The 22,025-nt window shown below is 66.2% G+C and carries 19 protein-coding genes; 11 read left to right on the forward strand and 8 right to left on the reverse strand.

Annotated elements, in window-relative coordinates:
• Window positions 1-34: 34 nt before the first annotated feature.
• From HCO70_RS05110 to HCO70_RS05130, 5 genes are all read left to right on the forward strand, one after another.
• Complete coding sequence (locus HCO70_RS05110; RefSeq protein WP_172293701.1) at window positions 35-1,195, forward strand: Gfo/Idh/MocA family protein; 1,161 nt, start codon at window positions 35-37, stop codon at window positions 1,193-1,195.
• Window position 1,196: 1 nt separating this feature from the next.
• Complete coding sequence (locus HCO70_RS05115; RefSeq protein WP_172293703.1) at window positions 1,197-2,081, forward strand: carbohydrate ABC transporter permease; 885 nt, start codon at window positions 1,197-1,199, stop codon at window positions 2,079-2,081.
• On the forward strand, window positions 2,078-2,938 hold the full coding sequence (locus tag HCO70_RS05120) for a carbohydrate ABC transporter permease (protein ID WP_216665269.1): 861 nt from the start codon (window positions 2,078-2,080) through the stop codon (window positions 2,936-2,938). Before HCO70_RS05115 ends, HCO70_RS05120 begins: the two co-directional genes overlap by 4 nt.
• Before the next feature lie 81 nt (window positions 2,939-3,019).
• Entirely contained in the window at window positions 3,020-4,228 is a 1,209-nt protein-coding gene (locus tag HCO70_RS05125; RefSeq protein ID WP_172293704.1) for an extracellular solute-binding protein, read from the forward strand.
• A 67-nt stretch (window positions 4,229-4,295) separates the two neighbouring features.
• Window positions 4,296-5,426: an ABC transporter ATP-binding protein gene (locus HCO70_RS05130; protein ID WP_172293706.1), complete on the forward strand. Its 1,131-nt coding sequence runs from the start codon at window positions 4,296-4,298 to the stop codon at window positions 5,424-5,426.
• Window positions 5,427-5,504: 78 nt separating this feature from the next.
• On the opposite strand, the gene HCO70_RS05135 is transcribed toward HCO70_RS05130, so the two are convergent.
• On the reverse strand, window positions 5,505-6,626 hold the full coding sequence (locus HCO70_RS05135) for a cobalamin-independent methionine synthase II family protein (RefSeq protein WP_172293708.1): 1,122 nt from the start codon (window positions 6,624-6,626) through the stop codon (window positions 5,505-5,507).
• A gap of 242 nt (window positions 6,627-6,868) precedes the next feature.
• On the opposite strand from HCO70_RS05135, the gene HCO70_RS05140 reads away from it, so the two are divergent.
• Window positions 6,869-8,863, forward strand: coding sequence for an alpha/beta fold hydrolase (locus HCO70_RS05140; protein WP_172293710.1), 1,995 nt, complete (start codon window positions 6,869-6,871; stop codon window positions 8,861-8,863).
• An 87-nt stretch (window positions 8,864-8,950) separates the two neighbouring features.
• Here HCO70_RS05140 and HCO70_RS05145 read toward each other — a convergent pair whose 3' ends face one another.
• Window positions 8,951-10,039 (reverse strand): D-TA family PLP-dependent enzyme, encoded by a 1,089-nt coding sequence (locus tag HCO70_RS05145; RefSeq protein ID WP_172293711.1) that lies wholly within the window; start codon window positions 10,037-10,039, stop codon window positions 8,951-8,953.
• Complete coding sequence (locus tag HCO70_RS05150; protein WP_172293713.1) at window positions 10,039-10,548, reverse strand: hypothetical protein; 510 nt, start codon at window positions 10,546-10,548, stop codon at window positions 10,039-10,041. Before HCO70_RS05150 ends, HCO70_RS05145 begins: the two co-directional genes overlap by 1 nt.
• A 149-nt stretch (window positions 10,549-10,697) precedes the next feature.
• Here HCO70_RS05150 and HCO70_RS05155 point away from each other — a divergent pair, with 149 nt between their 5' ends.
• The 5 genes from HCO70_RS05155 to HCO70_RS05175 all read left to right on the forward strand — a co-directional run bounded on the left by HCO70_RS05155 (window position 10,698) and on the right by HCO70_RS05175 (window position 17,069).
• A complete protein-coding gene (locus HCO70_RS05155; protein WP_172293715.1) occupies window positions 10,698-11,561 on the forward strand; it encodes a MurR/RpiR family transcriptional regulator in 864 nt (287 codons plus the stop codon).
• 37 nt (window positions 11,562-11,598) lie between these two features.
• The gene (locus HCO70_RS05160; RefSeq protein WP_172293716.1) at window positions 11,599-13,512 is read left to right on the forward strand and encodes a beta-N-acetylhexosaminidase; all 1,914 of its coding nucleotides are present in this window, start codon (window positions 11,599-11,601) and stop codon (window positions 13,510-13,512) included.
• A 56-nt stretch (window positions 13,513-13,568) separates the two neighbouring features.
• The gene (locus HCO70_RS05165; RefSeq protein WP_172293718.1) at window positions 13,569-15,017 is read left to right on the forward strand and encodes a M81 family metallopeptidase; all 1,449 of its coding nucleotides are present in this window, start codon (window positions 13,569-13,571) and stop codon (window positions 15,015-15,017) included.
• A gap of 118 nt (window positions 15,018-15,135) precedes the next feature.
• Window positions 15,136-16,347 carry an MFS transporter gene (locus HCO70_RS05170; RefSeq protein WP_172293720.1) on the forward strand — a complete coding sequence of 404 codons (1,212 nt, stop codon included), beginning with the start codon at window positions 15,136-15,138 and terminating at the stop codon, window positions 16,345-16,347.
• An 11-nt stretch (window positions 16,348-16,358) separates the two neighbouring features.
• Entirely contained in the window at window positions 16,359-17,069 is a 711-nt protein-coding gene (locus HCO70_RS05175) for a copper homeostasis protein CutC (protein ID WP_172293721.1), read from the forward strand.
• Window positions 17,070-17,086: 17 nt separating this feature from the next.
• On the opposite strand, the gene nagB is transcribed toward HCO70_RS05175, so the two are convergent.
• The 5 genes from nagB to HCO70_RS05200 form a co-directional block, all read right to left on the reverse strand.
• On the reverse strand, window positions 17,087-17,848 hold the full coding sequence (gene nagB / locus HCO70_RS05180) for a glucosamine-6-phosphate deaminase (RefSeq protein ID WP_172293723.1): 762 nt from the start codon (window positions 17,846-17,848) through the stop codon (window positions 17,087-17,089).
• A 6-nt stretch (window positions 17,849-17,854) separates the two neighbouring features.
• Entirely contained in the window at window positions 17,855-18,253 is a 399-nt protein-coding gene (locus HCO70_RS05185) for a RidA family protein (RefSeq protein WP_172293725.1), read from the reverse strand.
• Window positions 18,254-18,434: 181 nt separating this feature from the next.
• Window positions 18,435-19,220 carry a crotonase/enoyl-CoA hydratase family protein gene (locus HCO70_RS05190; protein WP_172293727.1) on the reverse strand — a complete coding sequence of 262 codons (786 nt, stop codon included), beginning with the start codon at window positions 19,218-19,220 and terminating at the stop codon, window positions 18,435-18,437.
• Window positions 19,217-20,083: a hydroxymethylglutaryl-CoA lyase gene (locus HCO70_RS05195; protein ID WP_172293729.1), complete on the reverse strand. Its 867-nt coding sequence runs from the start codon at window positions 20,081-20,083 to the stop codon at window positions 19,217-19,219. The genes HCO70_RS05190 and HCO70_RS05195 overlap by 4 nt, the downstream gene beginning before the upstream one ends.
• Entirely contained in the window at window positions 20,080-22,023 is a 1,944-nt protein-coding gene (locus HCO70_RS05200; RefSeq protein WP_172293731.1) for an acetyl/propionyl/methylcrotonyl-CoA carboxylase subunit alpha, read from the reverse strand. Before HCO70_RS05200 ends, HCO70_RS05195 begins: the two co-directional genes overlap by 4 nt.
• Between the last annotated feature and the right edge of the window lie 2 nt (window positions 22,024-22,025).

The raw sequence follows: 22,025 nt of genomic DNA on the forward strand, positions 1-22,025 counted from the left end.
GACGGATCCCGTAAGGCAAAGACAGGGGCCAGGAATGAAAGTCGGCATTGCCGGTCTGGGATATCGCCTTGGATATCTGGGCAAGGTCTTCACCGAAATGCATCCGGATTTCCGGATTGCCGGTTACGTCGATCCGGCGCCCGCCGGCCTTGAAGGACTGCAGAAGGCCGGCATCTCGGCAGGCACCCGGTACGACACCGTCGAGGAGATGCTGAAGGGCGAAAAGCTCGACCTTCTGATGGTCGGCTCGCCCAATCACATGCATCTGGATCATATCCGCGCCGGGTTCGAGGCGGGGGTAAAGGTGTTCTCGGAAAAGCCCGTGGTCGTCTCGACCGCGCAAAGCCTCGAACTGGCCGGGCTCCTGTCGCGCTACGGGCGCGAGAACCTTCTGATCGGGCTGGTGCTGCGCTATGCGCCGCTCTACCGCGACCTGCGCGCGGCGCAGGCGGCTGGGCATCTGGGCGACATAGTCTCCATCGAGGCGTCCGAGCATATCCCGCCCTATCACGGCGCCTTCTTCATGCGCGACTGGCGGCGGTACGACCGCTACGCCGGCGGCTTCATGCTGGAAAAGTGCTGCCACGACATCGACCTCTATAACGGCGTGATCGGCGCGCGGCCTTCGCGGGTCAGCAGCTTCGGCGGGCGCCGTACCTTCGTGCCCGCAAACGACCCGCGCAACCGGGGCATCAACGATCTCGAGGTCTATCACCGCAAGCCGGTGGGCTGGAACGGCACCGACAAGGTGTTCGACAGCGATGCCGAGATCATCGACTACCAGGTGGCCATCGTCGAATACGCCAATGGCGCGGCGCTGTCGTTTCATACCAACCTGAACGTGCCCGACGATTTCCGCCGCTTCGCGGTGATCGGCACCCGCGGCATGGCCGAAGGCGATTTCGTGCGTGGTTTCCTCAACGTGACCGACAGCCATACCTCGGATGCGCTGGTCGAAAAGACCTACAAGGCCACCGCCCTGTCGCAGCATTACGGTGCGGACGAGGAAATGGCGGCCGGTGTCGTCGCCTCGGTCCTCACCGGCGCGGAACAGCCGGTCTCGGTGCTCGACGCGCTGGAGGCGGGGCTTCTGGCGATGGCGATGGACGAGGCGCGCGCGAAACGGACCGTGATCGACATGGCGCCGGTCTGGGACCGATATGACGAGGCGCTAATGGCTAAAGTGGTGGCCTGACATGCCGGGGCAGAAGACCGCCGTCCTCTTCGCCTGGCTCCTGCTGCTTCCGGCCGTGCTCTATGTCGCGGCCATCGTCGCCTATCCGCTGGTCGACACCTTCTACCTCTCCTTTACCGACGCGTCGCTGCGCAAGACGACGAACTGGATCGGCTGGGCGAATTACGAAAAGATCTTCGACGCGGAATTCGCCACGATCATCATCCGCACCTTCGTCTGGACCTTCCTGTCGGTGTCTCTGAAGATGATTATCGGCACCAGCGGCGCGCTGCTTCTGAACGCCGCTCTGCCCGGACGCGCCGTGTTCCGCATCCTGACCATGCCGCCGTGGATCGTGCCGATGGCCATCGGCATCTTCATGTGGGGCTGGATGTATAACGGCCAGTTCGGGATGATCTCGGGCCTGCTGCAACGCTTCGGCCTGTCGGACGGGCCGGTCGCCTTCCTCGCCTACGGCAGTTCCGCCTTCTGGGCCACGATCGTCACCGACGTGTGGATCGGCGTGCCGATGGTGACGATGTACATGCTGGCCGCGATCCAGGCGGTGCCGCAGGACCTGAACGAGGCCGCGTGGGTCGACGGCGCCAGCCGGTTCTACCGCCTGCGGCGCATAACCCTGCCGATGATCTTCCCGGCGGCGATCACGATGTCGATGATCTCGCTGATCTCGACCTTCAACTCCTTCGATATCATCTGGATCCTGACCCAGGGCGGGCCGTCCGGCGCAACCACGACGATGATCATCGACACCTATTCCACCGCCATCGGGTCGAAGAAATTCGGCGAGGGCGCGGCGCGGGCGGTTATCATCTGCCTGTTCCTGTCGGCCTTTGCGATCCTCTACTTCCGGGCGGTCACCAAGCTCAGCAACAGGATGGCGACATGATGAAGAACAACGCCATGATCAACCGCTACCGCTGGTGGGAAGTGGTGCTGATGTATTGCGGGATCGCGCTGTTCCTGTTCTTCATCCTGGCGCCGTTCATCGAGGGGTTCCTCGTCTCTCTGAAACCGCTCGGCCTGCTGTTCTCGACCCCCTACAAGTTCATCCCCGAGAACGGCTCCTTCACGGCCTACCGCACGATGTGGGAAAGCGTGCCGGGCTTCGGCCGCTACATCTTCAACTCGTTCTTCATCTCGACGGTAATCACGCTGGTGGTGCTGCTGCTGGTGGTTCCGGCCTCCTATGCCTTTGCCCGGATCGAGTTCAAGAATGCGGGCTATCTGCTGGGCGCGTTCCTCGCGGTCAACATGTTCTCGGGCGCGGTGCTGCTGATTCCGCTGTTCCGGCTGATGCGTACCTACGGGCTTCTGAACACCTACTGGGCGATGATCGTGCCCGGTGTCGCGTTCCTGATCCCGACGGCGATCTGGCTGCTGCAGACCTACATGCGCCGGATCCCGCGCGAACTGGACGAGGCCGCCTATGTGGACGGGGCAGGGCATTTCTACATCATGCGCCGGGTGATCCTGCCGCTGGCGATGCCCGGCATCATCGTCGTGGCGATCACCACTTTCATCGGCGCTTACGCGCAGCAGTTCATCTTTGCCCTGACCTTCAACTCCAAGACAGAGTTCATGCCGCTGCCGATCGGGCTTTTCGCCTATTTCGGCCGGCAGGAGGTTATCTGGAACGAACTCATGGCGGCGAGCTTCGTCGGCATCGCGCCCGCCATGATCCTGATCTTCGCGCTGCAACGCTATCTCGTGGCCGGCCTCACCGCCGGGGCGGTGAAGCAGTAGCCAGCGTGGGTGAACCGGCCTCCAACGAGGCACCAACCAGACTCTAGAACCGCCGAACAGGCAGCAACAGGAGAGGAAGACATGACGAAAACCATCTTGCGCACCGGAGCCGCGGTTGCCGCCCTGACGGCGGCGCTGCCGGCTGCGGCCGAAGAGATCACCATGATCGTCTGCGGCGACACCATGGACCCGATCCACGAGAAGTACATCGGGGAATGGGAAGCGGCCAACGAAGGCTGGACTGTCGCGCCCGAAGTCGTGGGCTGGGGCCAGTGCCAGGACAAGGTGACCACCCTTGCCGTCGCCGGTACGCCGGTCGCGCTGGCCTATGTCGGCTCGCGCACGCTGAAGGAATTCGCGGAATTCGGCCTGATCGAACCGATCCCGATGAGCGACGAGGAAAAGGCCTCCTATTACCCGAACGTGGTCGGCACTGTGACCTACCAGGGCGAGCAGTGGGGCATCCCGGTCGCCTTCTCGACCAAGGCGCTCTACTGGAACAAGGACCTGTTCGAGGAAGCCGGGCTTGATCCTGAAACCCCGCCCGCAACCTGGGAAGAGGTGATCGCCGACGCCAAGGCCGTGACCGAGAACACCGATGCCGCCGGCTTCGGTCTGGTCGCCAAGACCTTCGACAACACGATGCACCAGTTCCTGCACTGGGTTTACACCAACAACGGCAAGGTCATCGACGACGACGGCAACATCGTCCTGAACTCGCCGGAAAACCTGGCCGCGCTGGAAGCCTACAAGACCCTCGTTCCCTACTCGGAAGAAGGCCCGACCGCCTACGAGCAGAACGAGGTCCGCGCGATCTTCCTCGACGGTGGCGTCTCGATGATCCACGCCTCCATCGGCGCCGTGTCGCGCCTTGCCGACACCGACATCAACTGGGGTGTCGCCAACCTGCCGCTCGGCCCCGAAGCACAGGGTCCCGGCACGCTGCTGATCACCGACTCGCTGGCCGTGTTCTCGGGCACCGGCGTCGAAGAGCAGGCGATCAGCCTCGCCAAGTTCCTCACCGCGCCCGCCGCGCAGGAGGAATACGACCTGAACGCCGGCCTGACCCCGCTGCGTCCGTCGCCGACCATCGACGCGCTGGTGGCGGAAAAGCCTTACTGGGCGCCCTACATCGAGGGCATCGAGTATGGCGGACCCGAGCCGCTGTTCACCGACTACCGCGCCTTCCAGAACATCATGATCGAGATGGTGCAGTCGGTCGTGACCGGCAAGGCCGAACCGGCGGATGCGCTGGCCAAAGCCGATGCCGAGCTGAAAGAGCTGGAGTGATCTGAGCCAACAGGCTCTCTGGTCCGGGCCTCCGGGCCCGGACCCCTGACGGAGAAAGGAATTCCCCTTGGGACAGCTGGCCCTGAACGGTGTCAAGAAGCGCTTCGAGCACCTTGAGGTCATCCACGGCATCGACCTCGACATCAAGGATGGCGAGTTCGTCGTCTTTGTCGGCCCGTCGGGCTGCGGCAAGTCCACGCTTCTGCGCATGATTTGCGGGCTCGAGGAAATTTCCGAGGGCGACTGCACCATCGACGGCGTCCGGGTGAATGACCTGCCGCCGGTCAAGCGCGGCATCGCGATGGTGTTCCAGAGCTACGCGCTCTACCCGCACATGTCGGTGTTCGAGAACATCGCCTTCCCGCTGCGTGTCGAGAAGATGCCGAAGGATCAGCTCACCGAACGCGTGAACCGCGCGGCGGCGGTCCTGCAGCTGGAAAGCCGGCTGGACCAGAAGCCCGGCAACCTCTCGGGCGGCCAGCGCCAGCGTGTCGCCATCGGCCGCGCCATCGTCCGCGAACCGTCGATCTTCCTGTTCGACGAACCCTTGTCGAACCTCGACGCCGCTCTGCGCGCAGAGATGCGGATCGAGCTGACGGCGCTGCACCAGAAGCTCAAGGCGACGATGATCTACGTCACTCACGACCAGATCGAGGCGATGACGATGGCCGACCGGATCGTGGTGCTGGATGCCGGCCGGGTCAGCCAGGTCGGCGCGCCGCTGGAACTCTATCACAAGCCGGACAACCTGTTCGTCGCCGGGTTTATCGGCAATCCGAAGATGAACTTCCTGCCCGGCACCTGCCGCGGCGTCTCCGATGCCGGCGTGGAGGTGGAACTGAAGTTGGGCGGCACGATCACCGTTCCCGTCGCTGCGGCTGCGGGGCAGGTGGGCGAGCCGGTGACGCTGGGCATCCGTCCCGAGCACCTGTCGCTGACGCCGGCGGAGCTGTCAATCACGGTGGTTCCGAGCGTCGTCGAACGGCTGGGCGTGAACACGGTGGCCTATGCCCATCTGGACGGCGTCGGCACTGTGTCTGCGCTTCTTCCGGGATCCGCCCCGGTGGCGCCGGAGCAGCCGGTAAGCCTGTCCTTCAAGGGGGCCGACTGCCATCTGTTCGGCGATGACGGCATGGCCTTCGAGCGGCGGGTCGATACCGGCCTGCCGATGCCCGAAACCGTGCAGGCGGTTCAATGAAATTACCCCACACTCGCGGAGAATTGGGCGGCCAGAGGGCCGCCCTTTTCATCTGCGGGACAATCCGAGGACCGGCGCTCAGGCCGCCGCCAGATCCGCCCCGATGCGCAGGTTGCGCAGCTTTTTCCATGTCACCTCGGGGTCGATCTTGCCGTAACCCGCGAAGGTGCCGAAGCCGCAATCGGTGCTGGCGACCACCCGGTCCGCGCCGACAATGTCGATGAAGCGCTGCAACCGCTGAGCGACAAGCTGCGGATGCTCGACATAGTTGGAGCAGGTGTCGATGACGCCGGGGGCAAGGATCTTGTCCTCGGGGATATCCGCGTCGCGCCAGACCACCCATTCATGTTCGTGGCAGGGGTTCGCGCTTTCGAACAGGATCGTCGACGGATTTGCGGCAAGAACAGTGTCGATCACCTTTTCCAGCGGGATGTCGTGGTCGTGGGGGCCTTCGTAGTTCCCCCAGCACAGGTGCATCCGCATCCGGTCCTTCGGCAGCCCTTCGGTCGCGGCGTTCAGCGCCTCGACATTCGCCGCGGCGATCTTGACGAACTCGTCCTGCGACAGATCCTGATACCCGGTATGTGCCGACATCGCGAGGTCGGGACAGTCGAACTGGATATCGAAGCCTGCGTGGAGGATGGCCTCGTATTCCGGCCGCATCGCGGTGGCCAGCGCGTCGAGATAGGCCTCGTGGCTCGGGTAGTACTTGTTGACCTGGAACGCCGTGATCAGCCCCGGCGACGCGGCATTCATGAAAGCGCGCGTACCGTAGCCCTCGGCCTCCAGTGCGGTCTTGAACCGCTGGATGTCGTCGAGCGCGGGCTGCAGGTTGACCAGCTTCACCTCGCCGATGCAGGAGGCACGGGTGAATTCCTGGCTGCCCATGATGGCGCTCAGCTTCTTCGCGAGGCCGGGATGCGCGGCGAGGTCCTTTGCGGGCTTGCGGTCGATATGGCCGCCGAAGCCGCTGAGGCGTTCCTGCATGTAGGTCGAATAACCGACCTTCCCGAGTTCGCCATCCGATACGATGGTGACGCCGGCCTCGCGCTGGTGTTTCACGGCCTCGTTGATGGCCTCCTGCACAACGTCCTCGAACTCGGCTGGATCAAAGGATTCCCCCTTGTCCTTGGCGATCAGCAGCGCGGAAAGGGTATCGCCGCGTGGCAGGCTTCCGACATGGGTGGTTTCGATGGTCATGATGTATATCCGTCCGGCATCCAAAGTTTTTCCGCGCCACCAGACCACTCCGCCGCCGGAAAGACAACCGGGGACGAGGCGGCGGGCGGGGCGGACCGGTGCCATTCATTCGATCCGGTGTCCTGGCACCGGATATTTCTGGCCCACAGGGGAAAAACCGTTTGGTCGCTTGAGGATGGCCAAGATAACCTTCCGGTGAACAGACCCGATGCGAGTTATCCCCAGAGTAGAGGACTTTTCCCATGAATTACGATCAGATCATTGCCACTGTCGCGGGGCTTCTCGCCAGTGAACCCGGCGCCGGCGGCTTTCCGGAGCTTGTGGCGGGCGGGTTCGACCCGGCCTATCCGGTAGAGATTTCGCCCTGCGCCCGTCCCCTTCTGACGGAGGAGATCGAAGGGCAGACCGTCATCTGCGGCACGATTTCGGTGCCCGAGGATCACGAAGCGCCCGAGGGCCGGCGGATCGACCTTGCCTTCACTGTCCTGAAATCCCATTCCGACTACCCGTCTCCGGATCCGCTGGTGCACCTTCACGGAGGTCCCGGCGGCGGTATCATGGGCAATTTTGCCGGGTTCGCGCAGGTATTCGATCCATTTCGCCAGACCCGCGACCTCGTGATGTTCGATCAGCGCGCCGCCGGCCTGTCCGGCGCCAGCACCTCCTGCTTCGAAGCGATGCGCGCGCATATCGACGTGATGGTCGATCCGGAGTTCGAGGGATACGGGACCGCGCCGATCGAAGACGGACCTGGCCTGACGGCGCAATGCACCGCTGAACTGAAGGCGATGGACATTGACCTGTCGAAGTACAACACGCTGGAAAATGCCCGCGACGTGCGCGCGGTCCTGACCGGGCTGGGATACGACACCTACAACCTCTACGGCATTTCCTACGGAACAAAGCTGTCGCTGGAGGTCATGCGCTCGGTGCCCGAAGGGTTGCGGGCCGTCGTCATCGACGGCGTCGCGCCGCCGGCGGTGAAGCTCTACGATACGGTGGCGCAACCGGTGGACGAAGCGATCCAGATGGTCGTGGACCTGTGCGCCGCGGACGACGCCTGCGACGCGGCATATCCGGATCTTGGGTCGGTCATAACCGGGGTGCTGGAAGCTGCCGCGGCGGGCGAACTGGAGGTGGGCGGCGAACCGCTTCCGCTGGAGGTGGCCCTGCTGCCGTTCATGGTGCGCAACGGGTCATTCCGCAAGGAAAGCATAACGCCCGTCATCCCGGCGCTGATGTACGAACTGACCGAAGACAAGACGCCGCTATGGGACAAGATCAAGGTCGAGGGTTTCGACCTGGACAGCCTCAGCAACATCCGGTCCGAGAAGGTGAAAGCGCAGGTTAAGGAACTGGAAGGCGATCCACTGCGCGCCGCCGAAACCGTCATGGCGGAGGCGGACCTGTTCCGCGCGGCCGAAGTCGCGCTTCGGCAATCGCTCGAGGATCTACGCCTTGCCGTCCTGCGCGACCGCGATCTCGGGCCGCTGGGCGCGCTGTTCGACCGCGAGTTGCAGCGGTCCGGCGGAGAGTGGCAGACCGACCGCGACGCGGCACTGGCGGCGGCGCGGGACTACCTTGCACTTCAGAACGGGCCGCATAACAAGGTCCGGCTGGCGGCCTTCGTGGCGAAGCATTTCGAAGACGAGGAGCGGCTTCTGGCACTGATCGAGGCGATGAACGAAGCGGAGGTGGAGCAGGTTTACCGCGTCATTGCCAAGGCGGCCGACCGCCCCGAGCACGAGTACCTGAAGACACTGCACCTAGGGGTCTATGCCTGTCAGGAGGACCTTCCCTACAACACCATGGACGGGTTCGAGGAGGCGACGGCGGCGGGTAATTTCCCGGCGGTGCGCGGTATCTGGGCGGAAGAAATCGGCATCTTCTTCGAGATGTGCAAATCGTTCGACCAATCGCCGCGCGAGGGGTTCCAGGACCCGGTGGTCAGCGACATTCCCACGCTTTCCATCGGATCCGGCTGGGACACGCAGACAGCGGCGAGCTGGGCCGAACTGGCGGTCGAAACGCTGCCGAACGGTCAGTCGATCATCATCCCCGAGGCCGGGCACGGCGCAATCGCGTATCAGCCCTGCGTGCAGGATATGAGCGTGGCTTTCATCAACGATCCCACCATGAAGATCGACGACCGCTGCCGTCTGGCCGCGATGCCGGAATTCTGGATCAGGCCGGCGCCGGAGACGGCGGCCGAGCCGGAGGATGCCGTTACCGAATAGACCTGCGATACGGCCGGATCGCGCCTCGGCGGTCCGGCCCGCTTTCCGGCTGCGGTTCCGTATCCGGCTGGCGCCGGTGGCAGCCCCCTACCAGACCTTGCCGCGCGCCGCGACGTCCACCACGCGGGTCACCCGCGCGCCGTCGTGAAACACCATCCGGTCGAACAGGTTGGTAACCACGCAGGTGTGGTTCGGCACGACGCGCACCATCTCTCCGACCTGCGGGCCAGGACCTTCCACGGCGGACAGGTCGACGGTGCCATGCTCCTCGGACAGGGCGACGATGCGGGCATCGGGGTATTCCTCGATCAGCCCGTGATCCTGGAACCCCAGCAGGTCCGATGTCAGCGCCTTGGACCCGGCATCCACAATGGCGCGGGTCTCGGTCGGGCGGGACACCACTGTCGCGAGGATATGCATGGCGCAGTGTTCCGGCCCGACATGGCCGGCACGGACCATGGCGCGGTCGTTGTAGATATAGGTGCCCGCGCGGTGCTCGGTCGCGGAAGGCACCTGATCGGACAGGAACAGGTCCGGCGTGCCGCCGATGGACACGGTGGGGCAGGGCAGGCCAGCCTGCGACAGCAGCGTCAGGGTTTCGGACAGGAACGCCTCGACCTTAGCGGCGCCGCCGCTGGGCGGGTAGGTCATCAGCCCGCCGAAACGGAGGCCCTCCGCTCTGGCGATCTCCTGCGCCAGCGCCACGGCGTCCCCGGCCGTCTGCACGCCGCAGCGCCCGGCCGAGGTGTCGCATTCCACCAGCACGGTCAGCGGACGGTCGGGGCCGAACGTATCCGCCAGCCCGCGCACCGTGACAGCGTTGTCTGCGGTGACCGACAGCGCCGCGATCCGATCGTTCAGTGCCCTGAGGCGGGCCAGCCGGGCGGGCCCGAGAATGTTGTAGGTGATCAGGATGTCGTCAAAGCCCGCCTCGGCGAAAACCTCCGCCTCCGTCACCTTCTGGCAGTTGATGCCGACGGCACCGGCCTCGACCTGCGCCGCCGCCAGTTCCGGCAGCTTGTGCGTCTTGATATGCGGACGAAAATTCCGGCCGATGCCCGTCATGTAATCCTGCACGCGGGCGATATTCCCGGCCAGCCGCGCCTCGTCGATCACCGGCAGCGGCGTCATCAGTTCGGTCAGCGGCGTTCCAGGTGCGGGCCAGGGAGCGTCCATCAGGACCCCGCGTAAGGCAGGTAGCCGACAAAGCCGGCGATCTTCCAGCCTTCGGCCGATTCACGGCACCAGTAAAGCGTTTGCCAGAGCATGCGGTCCTCGCCTCCGTCGGCGCGTTTGATGCGCCCGTCGAACTTCTTTCGCACAAGCGCGGCGGGGCCGTCGATCTCTATCTCTTCCAGCCGGGTCGCGGAGAAGATCGCGGCGCGCGGATCCTCGGCATACTCGGTCGACCGGTTCGCCGTGGCCTGACGCAGCCATTCGTCGCGATAGGCGTCGAGCGCGGCAAAGGACAGCGTCCATTTCTGCGGGTTGGGGTCGAAATTGCCGTTCATGCCGGTGAAATTCTCGGCGATGAAATCGCCTTCGACCATCGACCAGTCGGCGGCGAGGAAGGCGTCGATATCGCGCGGCACCAGCATCTCCCAGATGGCATGGCGGGCGCTGTCATCGGGCGCGAAGGGGTTCTTCATCGGGTCGCGCGGGTTTTGGGCGGTTTCGGCTGACATGTTGAAATTCTTTTCGTGGATTGCGGTTTTCACTGGTCAGTTTTGGGAGTGCATGCCAGAGTGTCAACGTAAATAAGAAAATCATTTTCGGACTCGGCGGGTTTCCTTCACGCTGCAATGTCCGGAAACAGGGCGCAAAGGGACGGTCGATGGATATCTTCTCGACGCTGATGCAGGAGGGAATGAAGCTCTCGCAATCCGAGCAGCGCCTTGCCGATCTCGTCCTCGAAGATCTCGATTTCGCGGTCAACGCCTCAATCACCGACCTTGCCGCGCGGGCCGAGGTGTCGCCGCCCACGGTGACCCGGTTCTGCCGCCGTCTGGGCTGCAACTCCTTCTCCGATTTCAAGGTGACGCTGGCCAAGTCGTCCTATGTCGGCCTGCGCTACCTGAAGCCCGACGCAAAATCCTGGACGGCCCCGGAAGTGGCCGAGGATATCGTCACCAAGGCGCAGAACGCGCTCTTTGTCGTGCACCGCCAGCTTGACCTGAAGGCGGTCGAGGAAGCGGCGTCGGTCCTGTCGCGGGCGGGGATGATCTATGCCTTCGGGTCGGGCGGCAATTCCTCGATGATCGTGAACGAAATGCAGAACCGTCTGTTCCGTCTGGGCTGCCGGATCACCGTCAGCACCGACCACGGAATGCAGATGATGCAGGCCTCCGCCGTGACGCCGCACGACGTGGTCTTCGGATCGTCCTTCTCGGGCCGGAATGTCGAGCTGGTGCGCGCCTTTGCCCTCGCCCGCGATCAGGGCGCCACCACCATCGCGCTGACGCAGTCGGGCTCGCCCGTGGCCGATGCCGCGGATCTGGTGCTCACAGTCGATCTGCCGGAGGGAGAGAACATCTTCCGCCCGACCTCGACCCGCTACGCGATGCTCGCCGTGCTCGATATCCTTGCCAACCTCGTCGCCTATGCCGACCGCACCGCCACCGCCGCCACCCTGCGCCGGATCAAGGAGAGCCTGATCCGCCACCGCGACGGCGACGACAGCCAGCTTCTGGGCGACTGAGCCCGCCACAACCCAAGTCACCACGAACCGAGGTCACATGTACCGATACCGCCTGGAAAACACCTGGTCGCCCGAGCCTGCGCCCTACGGCACGCTCAAGGTCACGCTCTGGAACCTTTCGGACGAAGTGCTGAGCGATTTCCGCCTGGCCTACACCTCGCTGACCCGCGCGATGCGCCCGTTCGCGGTCGAAGGGGCAGAGCTGGAGCTGCGCGACGCCAACTATCACCGGTTCGCGCCGCCCGCCGGGCTGGAAATAGCGCCGGGGGAAAGCTGGACCTTCGAAGTAACGAACCTGAACCGCGACCCGCGCCACCGCACCGATGGCGCGAAATCCGGGATCCTGACGCTGACTGCGTCCGGTACACCGACCCATGTGGATGTCGAGGTGTCCGACCTGTTCCCCGAAGGCCGCGACCTGCCGGAACCCGGCCCGCTGCTGCCCGAAGGCAAGCTGGACGAACCCTATGCCGTTCTGCCGTGGCCGATCGCGCTGGATCTGCAGCCCGGCGACACCCCGCTGGCGCTGTGCCCCGCTCCGGGCAGCGATGCCGCCGCGCTGGCCGCCTTCAGCCAGGTAGAGGCGCTGCATCGCAGGCTCTACCCCGAAGCGCGGGCGGTATTCTCCATGCTCCCCATGCCCGGAACCCGGCCCGTCGCGATCGCCAGGGGCGGAGACTTCGGGACCGGCGGCTATGCCATCGAGGTAGCAGAAACGATCACGGTCAAAGCCGCCGATGACGACGGCATCCGTCACGGCCTGATCGTGCTGGGCCAGATGCTGCACGGCGCGGTCGTTGACGATGCATTCCGCTTCCCCGCCAGCGGCACCATCACGGACGCGCCGCGCTATTCCTGGCGTGGCTCGCATCTGGATGTGTCGCGGCAGTTCTGGAACGCCACGGACGTCTCGCGCTTCCTCGATATCCTCGCGTGGCACCGGATGAACATCTTCCACTGGCACCTGACCGATGACGAAGGCTGGCGGCTGGAAATCAAGGCATATCCGCAACTTACGCAGGCTGGGGCGACCCGCGGCCCGGACGAGCCGCTGACGCCGCAACTCGGCAACGGGGCGAAGCCGGTGCACGGATTCTACACGCAGGAAGAGATCCGCGCGGTTGTTGCGCATGCCGCGGCGCTGGGCATCACCGTGGTGCCAGAGGTCGACATCCCCGGCCATTCCACCGCCGCGCTGACGGTGATCGACGGTCTCGCCGATCCGCAGGAAGCGCCCCACAGCTACCATTCCATCCAGGGCTACGCGAACAATGCACTCAACCCCGCGCGGGAAGAGACCTACGACTTCCTCGCCAATGTCTTCGACGAGATGGTCGACCTGTTCCCCGGCGAATACCTGCACATCGGTGGCGACGAGGTGGCTGACGGCTCCTGGCTGAACTCGCACTATGCGCGGCTCCTGATGGAGAAGGAGGGGCTTAAGGGCACCTTCGAACTCCAGAGCCATTTCATGCGCCGCGTGGCGAAGATGCTGGCAGAGCGCGGCAAGAAGCTGGCCGGCTGGAACGAGGTCGCCCACGGCGGCGGCGTCGACCCCGAAGGCACGCTCCTCATGGCGTGGGAACGGCCCGAGGTCGGCATCGAGCTGGCGCGGCAGGGCTATGACGTCGTGATGACGCCGGGCCAGGCCTATTACCTCGACATGGTGCAGGCGGACGAATGGCTGGAGCCAGGTGCGGGCTGGGCCGGAACCTCGACGCCGGTGAATTCCTACACCTACGAGGCCGAGGGCGATTTCCCCGAGGAACTGCGTCCCCGGATGAAGGGCATCCAGTCCTGCATCTGGTGCGAGCATTTCACCTCGCGCGCCTATTTCAACCGGCTGGTCTTTCCGCGCCTCTGCGGCGTGGCAGAAGCCGCCTGGACACCGAAGGACCGCAAGGACCTCTACCGCTACGCGGCCATCGTAAAGCTGCATCCGGTGTTCTGACCCGCCGGGGCTGACTTGCCCCGCGCTTAAGGCAGAACATCAACCAGGGACTGTAAATGACTGAGAAGAAACGGATCGCCGTCGGCGGCATCCATACCGAGTGCTCCACCTACAACCCGGTGCTGATCCGCGAAGCGGATTTCCACTTGATGCGGGGCGACGATCTGACCGCCTCCGCCTATTTCGCCTTCCTGCCGGAAGACGATGTCGAAATCCTGCCGCTGCTGCACGCCCGCGCCGTGCCCGGCGGCCCGGTGGACCGCGCCGCCTATGACGCGTTCAAGGCGGATCTGCTGGCGCGGCTGAAGGCGGCGCTGCCGGTCGACGGCGTGTACCTCGCCATGCACGGCGCGATGTTCGTGGACGACATGCAGGATGCCGAGGGCGACTGGATCAAGGCGGTGCGCGATCTGGTGGGCCCGGACATTCCGATATCCGTCAGCTACGACCTGCACGGCAATGTCAGCCAGCGGATCGTCGACCAGATCGACATGTTCGCCGCCTACCGCACCGCGCCGCATATCGACGTGGCAGAAACGATGAAGCGGGCCTGGGCAATGCTGCTGCGCTGCCTGCGGACAGGCGAGCGGCCCTTCGTGACCTGGGCGAAGATCCCCGTCCTGATGCCGGGGGAACGCTCCTCGACCGAGGACGAACCCGCCGCGTCGCTCTACGCCGCCCTGCCGGGCCACGACGAACGCCCCGGAATCTGGAGCGCCGATCAGATGGTCGGGTACGTCTGGGCCGACGAACCGCGCGTCACGGCCGCTGCCGTCGTGACCGCGACGGACAAGGCCGAGGCCGAGGCGGCCGCGCGCGATCTGGCCGGGGCCTACTGGGACGCACGGACGAAATTCGCCTTCGGTCCGGTAACGGGCCCGCTGGAAGACATGCTCGAGATCGCGGCGAAGTCGGAAACGCGCCCCGTGATCCTCGCCGACAGCGGCGACAATCCGACAGGCGGCGGGGTGGGCGACCGTGGCAATGTGCTGGCGGCGCTGGTGGAACGCGACTGGCAGGACGCGCTGGTCGCCGGGATCACCGACGCGCCGGCGGTCGACCTGTGCTTTGCAGCAGGCAAGGGCGCAATTCTGGAGCTGACCGTTGGCGGCAACCTCGATCCCAAGGGCGCGTCGGTCAAGGCGATGTTCGAAGTTCTGCGGCTGGACGAAGGTGCCGGAGGCGCGTTCCGGCAGGCGGTCGTGCGCACCGGCGGGATCACCGTGGTGCTGGCCGCACGTCGCCGCCCCTATCACGACATCGCCGATTTGGCCGCACTCGGGCTGGACCCGGGGGCGGTTGCGCTGCTGGTGGTGAAGTCAGGTTATCTGTCGCCAGAACTGGCGCCGCTGGCCAACCCGAACCTGATGGCGCTGACCGACGGGGTGGTGAACCAGGACATCCCGCGGCTGGAAAGCCGTAACCGCGCAACGGGGATCTATCCGTGGGCGCCCGACGCCACCTTCACGCCAGCACCGGTCCGGTCGGCCCGCGCGCCAGAATAAACGCGGCCGCCCGGCCGCAGCCGATAGACGTCTTCGCGGCGGGCCTGTAACAGGGCCCGCCGCGCCTCCGTTTCAGTGGCGTTCCCGCGCCAGTCGAATTTGAGCCGAGCCCAACCCCATGCTTTCCACGCTGACCACCGTCTGGACCACGCCCGGCCTGCGCGCCTGCGCGGTCGCGATTTTCTTCTTCGGCTTCGCCGGGGCGGCGACCGCGCCCTACCAGTCCGTCGTGGCCATCCGCGAACTGGGACTGTCAGACGCCGCCTTCTCGGCGGTGACGCTGATGGCGGCGGTGATCAACGTGCTGGTCTCGGTGATCCTCGGCACGCTGGCGGACCGCGATTCCGGGTATCGCAGGTTGCTGATGTGGCTCGCCGCCTGCGGCATCCTCGGCTTCGGGGCGATCTACCTCGTGCGCTCGCCCTGGGTTTTCGTGTTCTCGGTGCTGATCCCGCTGTCGGTCTATGGCGGCCTTTATTCGCTGCTCTTCGCGGCGGGGCGGGTGTTTTCGCTGGGGCTGCCGAAATCCGAGCAGGCCGCCGTCTCCTCGGTCCTGCGCGCCCTGATCTCGGTCGCGTGGATCCTCGTGCCCGGTCTGGTTGGATTGGCGCTGTCGCGGTCCGAGACTCTGTTGCCGGCCTTCCTGATCGCAGCCATCGTCGCGCTGGTCGTGCTCGTGGTGATCAAGCTGATGATGCCGCGCGGCGGCGGCGGCGATGCCTCCACCCGGCCGCCACGCGTGTCACTGCTGGTGGCATTCGGCCTGCTCCTGCGCCTGCCTGTGGCGCTTCGGGTGCTGGCGGCGGCGCTGATCACCGCTACGCTGCACGTGAACGGCGCGGTCATGCCCCTGATCGTCACTGGGCAGGCCGGCGGCGTGCCGGGCGATGTGGGTGTCATCGTCGGCCTCGTCGCCGCCATCGAGGTTGCCTTCATCCTCGTCTGGGCGCGGATCGTGAAGACACTGTCCATCGTCGCCAGCCTCGGGCTCGGCGTGGCGCTCTACGTCGTCTACCTCGTCTGGCTGGCGCATGCGATGTCGCCCGCCGCTGTAATCGCGGCCTCCTGCGTCGGCGGCGTCGGGGCGGCGGCGATCATCACCCTGCCGCTCGGCTATCTGCAGGAACTGATCGCGGATCGTCCGGGGCTGTCCTCGTCGCTGCTGTCGATCAACATGTTCCTCGCGGGCGCGCTCGCCGCCGGCCTTTTCGCCCTCGGAACCGCCTTCGGCGGCTACCCGACGGTGGCCATGATGGGCGCCGTGGCGGGGGCCATCGGCGGAATTGGGCTGCTCATGCTGGAAGGCTGGAAAATCCGGGCCGCGGTGTGAGAGGATCGGACATGGACCGCGTTCTGGAGATCTGCGTCGACGACCTTGAAGGTCTGGAAGCCGCCGTCGAAGGCGGCGCGGACCGGATCGAGCTGTGCTCCGCGCTGTCTCTCGGCGGGCTGACGCCCTCGCCGGGCCTGATGGTCGAGGCGGCGGCGACTCAGATCCCGGTCACGGCGATGATCCGGCCCCGCTCCGGCGGGTTCGAGTGGTGCGACCGCGAACTCGCGGCGATGGAAACAGAGATAGTCGCGGCGTCCGAGGCGGGGCTGGCTGGGATCGTGATCGGCGCGCTCGACGGTGACGCGCTGGACCTTTCCGCGCTGCGCATCCTGACGCGCGCCGCCGAGGGGCTGGACATAACCCTGCACCGCTGCGTCGACCTGCTGAGCGACCCGCTGACCGCTGTGGATCAGGCGGCGGACCTTGGAATTTCGCGCATACTCAGTTCCGGCGGCGCGCTGCGGGCCGCGGACGGGATCGACCGCCTGAAAGCGATGCAGGACAGGGCAGGGGAACGGCTGGTGATCATGCCCGGTTCGGGGATCTCGCCCGCGACACTGCCCGCCCTGCTGACAGCGCTCGACCCGGTTGAAGTGCATGCCTCCGCGTCAGCCCCAGCACCGACCGATGCGAAGCTCGCGAAATTCGGATTTCAGGAGGCCTGCGCGCGCCGCACCGACGCGGCGACCGTCGCCGCCCTGCGCGCGCTGCTGGACTGACCCGGCGCGCGGGCGCGCTATTCCGGGTGCACGTCCATGTAATAGTCGGTCAGTTCCAGCCGGCAGGCCGCCGCGCGGTCGAGGATCAGCGTCGCCTTGCGGTGCATCTGCAGGATCGACCCCGGCCAGCGCGCCGAAACCGCGCCTTCGACGACCTGTTCCACCGCCTCGGCCTTGGCCTCGCCGGTCGCCACCAGCAGCACCTCGCGCGCCCGCATTATGGTGCCGATGCCCATGGTGATCGCCAGTCGCGGCGGTTCCTCGCCCGCCGGGAAGAACCGGCTGTTCGCCTCGCGGGTGGAGCGGGTCAGCGTTTTCAGCCGCGTCAGCGACGACAGGCTGGAGGTGGGTTCGTTGAACCCGATATGCCCGTTCTGCCCCAGCCCCAGAAGCTGCAGGTCAAGGTCCCCGGCCGCCACGATCTTGGCCTCGTAGGCGTCGGCCTCCGCCTCCGGATCCTCGGCCTCGCCCTTCGGCAGATGCCCGGCGCCCGGCGCCATGTCGATCTGGTCAAAGAGTTTCTCGGCCATGTAGCGCCGGTAAGAGCAGGGGTGATCGCCCGCCAGCCCGACATATTCATCCAGGTTGAAGCTCGACACCCCGGCGAAACTGACCTCGCCGGCCCGGTGCAGCGCGATCAGGTGGGCATAGACTGCCTCCATCGTGCCGCCGGTGGCGAGCCCGAGCACCGTTTCCGGCTTCTCGCGCACGTGGTCGGCGATCAGCCCGGCGGCGCGCGCCGAGGCGGCCCCGGCATCGTCGAGGATCAGGATCTTCATCTGGGCTCAGCTTTCCAGCGGGCAGTAGGCGATCACGTCCATCTCCACCTTGGCATCGACCATCAGCGGCGACTGCACCGTCGAGCGCGCCGGGGGATGCGCCGAGAAATGCTTTTTGAACACGGCATTGAAGGAAGAAAAGTCGCGCGCGTCATCGAGCCATGCGTTGACCTTCACCACATGCTCCATACCGCATCCGGCAAGTGCCAGGACTTCCCTGATGTTCTCGATCACCGCTTCGGTCTGTGTGGTGATGTTGCCCGCGATGACCTCTCCGTCGCGGGTCGGGACCTGACCGGAGACGTAGACGAAATCGCCTGCACGCACGGCCTTGGAGAACGGGCGCTCCTGCCCGCCGGCCTGCGCGTCGGCTGCGTCGAGACGGGTGATGCCGGGAATCGTCATGGTATGGCTCCGCGAAACTGATTTTCTTCTAACTGGCGAATTTCGCCCGGTATCGCAACGAATTCTTGTCGTTTCGGCGAAATCTTGAAATCCATTTTCGCCGTGTGCTTCGCAGAATGCCTCCGGCGTCACCTGTTGCGCAAGTCGGGATCACATGGCGTACGCCGCCGGTCAACCGGCGCTATCCGACGATCCACGGGGCCGGACGCCTGTCGAAGAAAGCGGCGATGCCTGCGGCTGCCTCCTCGGTTTCCCACACATCGGCCAGCGCGGCGACGGTCCGGTCAAGCAGCGCGTCGTCCACCGGAGGCGCAAAGCCTCGCAGCAGCGCCTTCGCCGCCGCGACAGCCCCCGGTGCACAGGCAAGGTAGGCTTCGGCCTCCGCCGCGACGGCGGCGTCCAAGTCGTCGGGCGGAACGCAGCGCGTCAGAAGCCCCAGCCGCAACGCCTCCTGCGCGTCGAACCGCTGGCCGGAAAAGAACACCGCGCGCAGGGCGCCTGGCCCTACGCGGGCGGCGACGTATGGCCCGATGGTGGCGGGGATCACGCCAAGCCGGGTCTCCGTCAGCCCCATCTTCACCGCCGGCGTGCCGATAGCGACGTCGCAGACCGAGGCGAGCCCGACGCCGCCGCCAAATGCATTGCCGTGGATCCTGCCGATCAGCGGCTTCGGCATCCGGTCCAGCGCCCTCAGCATTTCCGCCAGTTTCCGCGCCTCGGCCATGCGCGCCGAGCGGTCCGCCTCCATCTGCGCCTTCATCCAGCCAAGGTCGCCACCGGCGCAGAAAGTCGGGCCGTCCCCGGCAAGGATCACTGCGCGGACCTTCGGGTCATCGCCCAGCGTCGCGGCGGCCTCCGTCAGCGCTTCGATCATCTCCGCGGACATCGCGTTGTGCTTTTCCGCGCGTGCGAGCGACAGCGTGGCGATGCCGCGCGCGTCGGTTTCGATCCTGATCGTTCCGGTCAAACCTCGCCTCCCACCGTGGTCAGTCCGCGCGCAATTGCTTCGGCGCGCGCCAGTATGTCCGGGTCGAGCCCGGTTTCGAACCCAAGCTCCGTCAGCCGCCGGTACACCGCGTCCGTGGCCACGTTGCCTGCCGCACCGGGGGCAAACGGACAGCCGCCAAGCCCGCCGCAGGCGGCGTCGAAGACGCGCAGCCCCGCCTTCAGCGAGACCTCGATATTCGCCAGTGCCATGCCGCCGGTATCGTGGAAATGCCCGGCGAGCCGGCCCGGCGGGATGCGGTCGGTGACCGCCGCCAGCATAGCGCCGATCGCCTCCGGCGTACCGCGTCCCAGGGTTTCGCCAAGGCTGATCTCGTAGCAGCCCATCGCATCGAGCGCGGCGGCGGTGCGGGCCACCGCCTCCGGCGCCACATCGCCGTCATAGGGGCAGACCGCGACGCAGGAGACATAGCCGCGCACCGGCAGCCCCGCCGCATTGGCCGCTTCGGCAACCTCGCGGTACCGGTCGAGGCTGTCCGCGATGCTGGCGCCGATATTCGCCTGGCTGAAGCCTTCCGAGGCAGAGGCGAAGATGGCGATCTCGTCCACCTTTGCCGCCTGCGCCGCCTCCAGCCCGCGCAGGTTCGGAACCAGCGCCGCATAGGACACGCCCGGCACCCGCCGGATCGCCGCGAAAACAGCACCGCTGTCACCCATCTGCGGCACGCGCTTCGGGTTCACGAAGGACCCGACCTCGATCCGCCGGAACCCCGCCTGCGACAGCAGGTCGACAAAGGCCACCTTTCGGTCGGTCGGAATCACCGCCTTTTCGTTCTGCAGCCCGTCGCGCGGGCCGACCTCGAATATCTCCGCCAGGTCGGTCATCCGCCATCCTCCGGCTCGAACCGGATCAGCGGCGCATGTGCCTCGATCTGGGTACCGGCGGCGACGAGAATCTCCGCCACCACCGCCTCGCGCGGGGCGGTGAGCGCGTGCTCCATCTTCATCGCTTCCAGCACGGCGAGTTTCTGCCCGGCCGACACCGTATCACCGGCAGAGACGAGAACCTGCGCCAGCATTCCCGGCATCGGCGCCTCGATCACGTCGGCGCCCGCAGCACCTGCCGCGTCACGCTCCAGCGGATCGACGATACGCGCGGAAAACCCGCCGGGGCCGAACAGCGTGACCGCGCCGCTGGCGATTTGCCAGGCTGCGGCGGGCATGCCGTCGAACCGCCATCCTGCACCCGCCCGCTCCGCGGAAACGGTTGTCCCATCCACATCGACATCCGCCGCGTCCGCGCCGTGGCAGGCGATCTTCGCGGTCACCTCCGTTTCGCCAAGACCCAGCACCACGGACCGGACCAGCGGCTGCCACAGGGTGAAACCGTTGACCGCGCCGCCATCCTCCAGCAGCCCGGCACCCGCCATCGCGATCTGCGCGAGACGGGCAGGCGAGGGCGCCTCGACACGCGTCAGCCCGTCGATGTCCCGCGCGATCAGCCCGGTATCGACCTCTCCCGCCGCAAATCCCTTGTGCCGCGCCAGCGCCGCGAGGAAAGACAGGTTGGTGACGCAGCCCACCACCTCCGTCCGGTCCAGCGCCGAGGCAAGGCGGCGCAGGGCGATCTCGCGCGTGGGGCCGTGGGCGATCACCTTCGCGATCATCGGATCGTAGAACGGGCTGATCGTGTCGCCGGAACGCACGCCGCTGTCGATCCGCGCATCCTGCGGGAACTGCAGGTGCGACAGCGTGCCGGTGGCGGGCAGGAAACCCGCAGGCACATCCTCGGCATAAAGCCGCGCCTCAAAGGCGTGACCGGTCAGCGGCACATCCTCCTGCCGCATCGGCAGCGGCTCACCCGATGCCACGCGAAGCTGCCATTCGACAAGGTCGAGCCCGGTGATCGCCTCGGTCACAGGATGCTCCACCTGCAGCCGCGTGTTCATCTCCATGAACCAGAACCCGTCGGGGCGCAGGCCGCGCGAGCCGTCGACGATGAACTCCACCGTGCCCGCGCCGGAATAGCCGATCGCCTCCGCCGCGCGCACGGCGGCCTCGCCCATCGCGGCGCGCATCTCGGGCGTCATGCCGGGAGCGGGCGCTTCCTCGATCACCTTCTGGTGCCGGCGCTGCAGCGAGCAGTCGCGCTCGTAAAGGTGGATCGCCTGCATCCCGTCGCCGAAGACCTGCACCTCGATATGGCGCGGCTGCTCGATGAACTTCTCGATCAGCACGGCGGGATTGCCGAACGCCGACTGCGCCTCGCGCTGTGCGCTGGCAAGCGCCTCGGCAAACTCGGCCGGCATGTCGACGCGGCGCATGCCCTTGCCGCCGCCGCCCGCCACCGCCTTGATCAGCACTGGGTACTCGATGGCATCTGCCGCACCGGAAAGATGCTCCGGGTCCTGGTTCTCGCCGTGATAGCCGGGCACCACCGGCACACCCGCCTCGTGCATCAGCGCCTTGGCGGCATCCTTCAGGCCCATCGCGCGGATCGCCTTGGCCGACGGCCCGATGAACGTCAGACCGGCGGCCTCCACAGCCTCGACGAAAACCGGGTTCTCCGACAGGAAGCCATATCCCGGATGGATCGCCTGCGCGCCGGTCTCCAGCGCCGCCGCGATCACGGCATCGCCCTTCAGGTAGCTTTCGGCGGGGGGCGCCGTGCCGATCCGCACCGCCTCGTCCGCCATGGCCACATGCTTCGCGGCGGCGTCGGCGTCGGAATAGACCGCGACCGTGGCCACCCCCATGCGCCGCGCCGTCTCGATGACACGGCAGGCGATCTCGCCCCGGTTCGCGATCAGGATCTTGTTGAACATCG

Source organism: Pseudoruegeria sp. HB172150 (assembly GCF_013184805.1).
Classification (GTDB): Bacteria; Pseudomonadota; Alphaproteobacteria; order Rhodobacterales; family Rhodobacteraceae; genus Psychromarinibacter.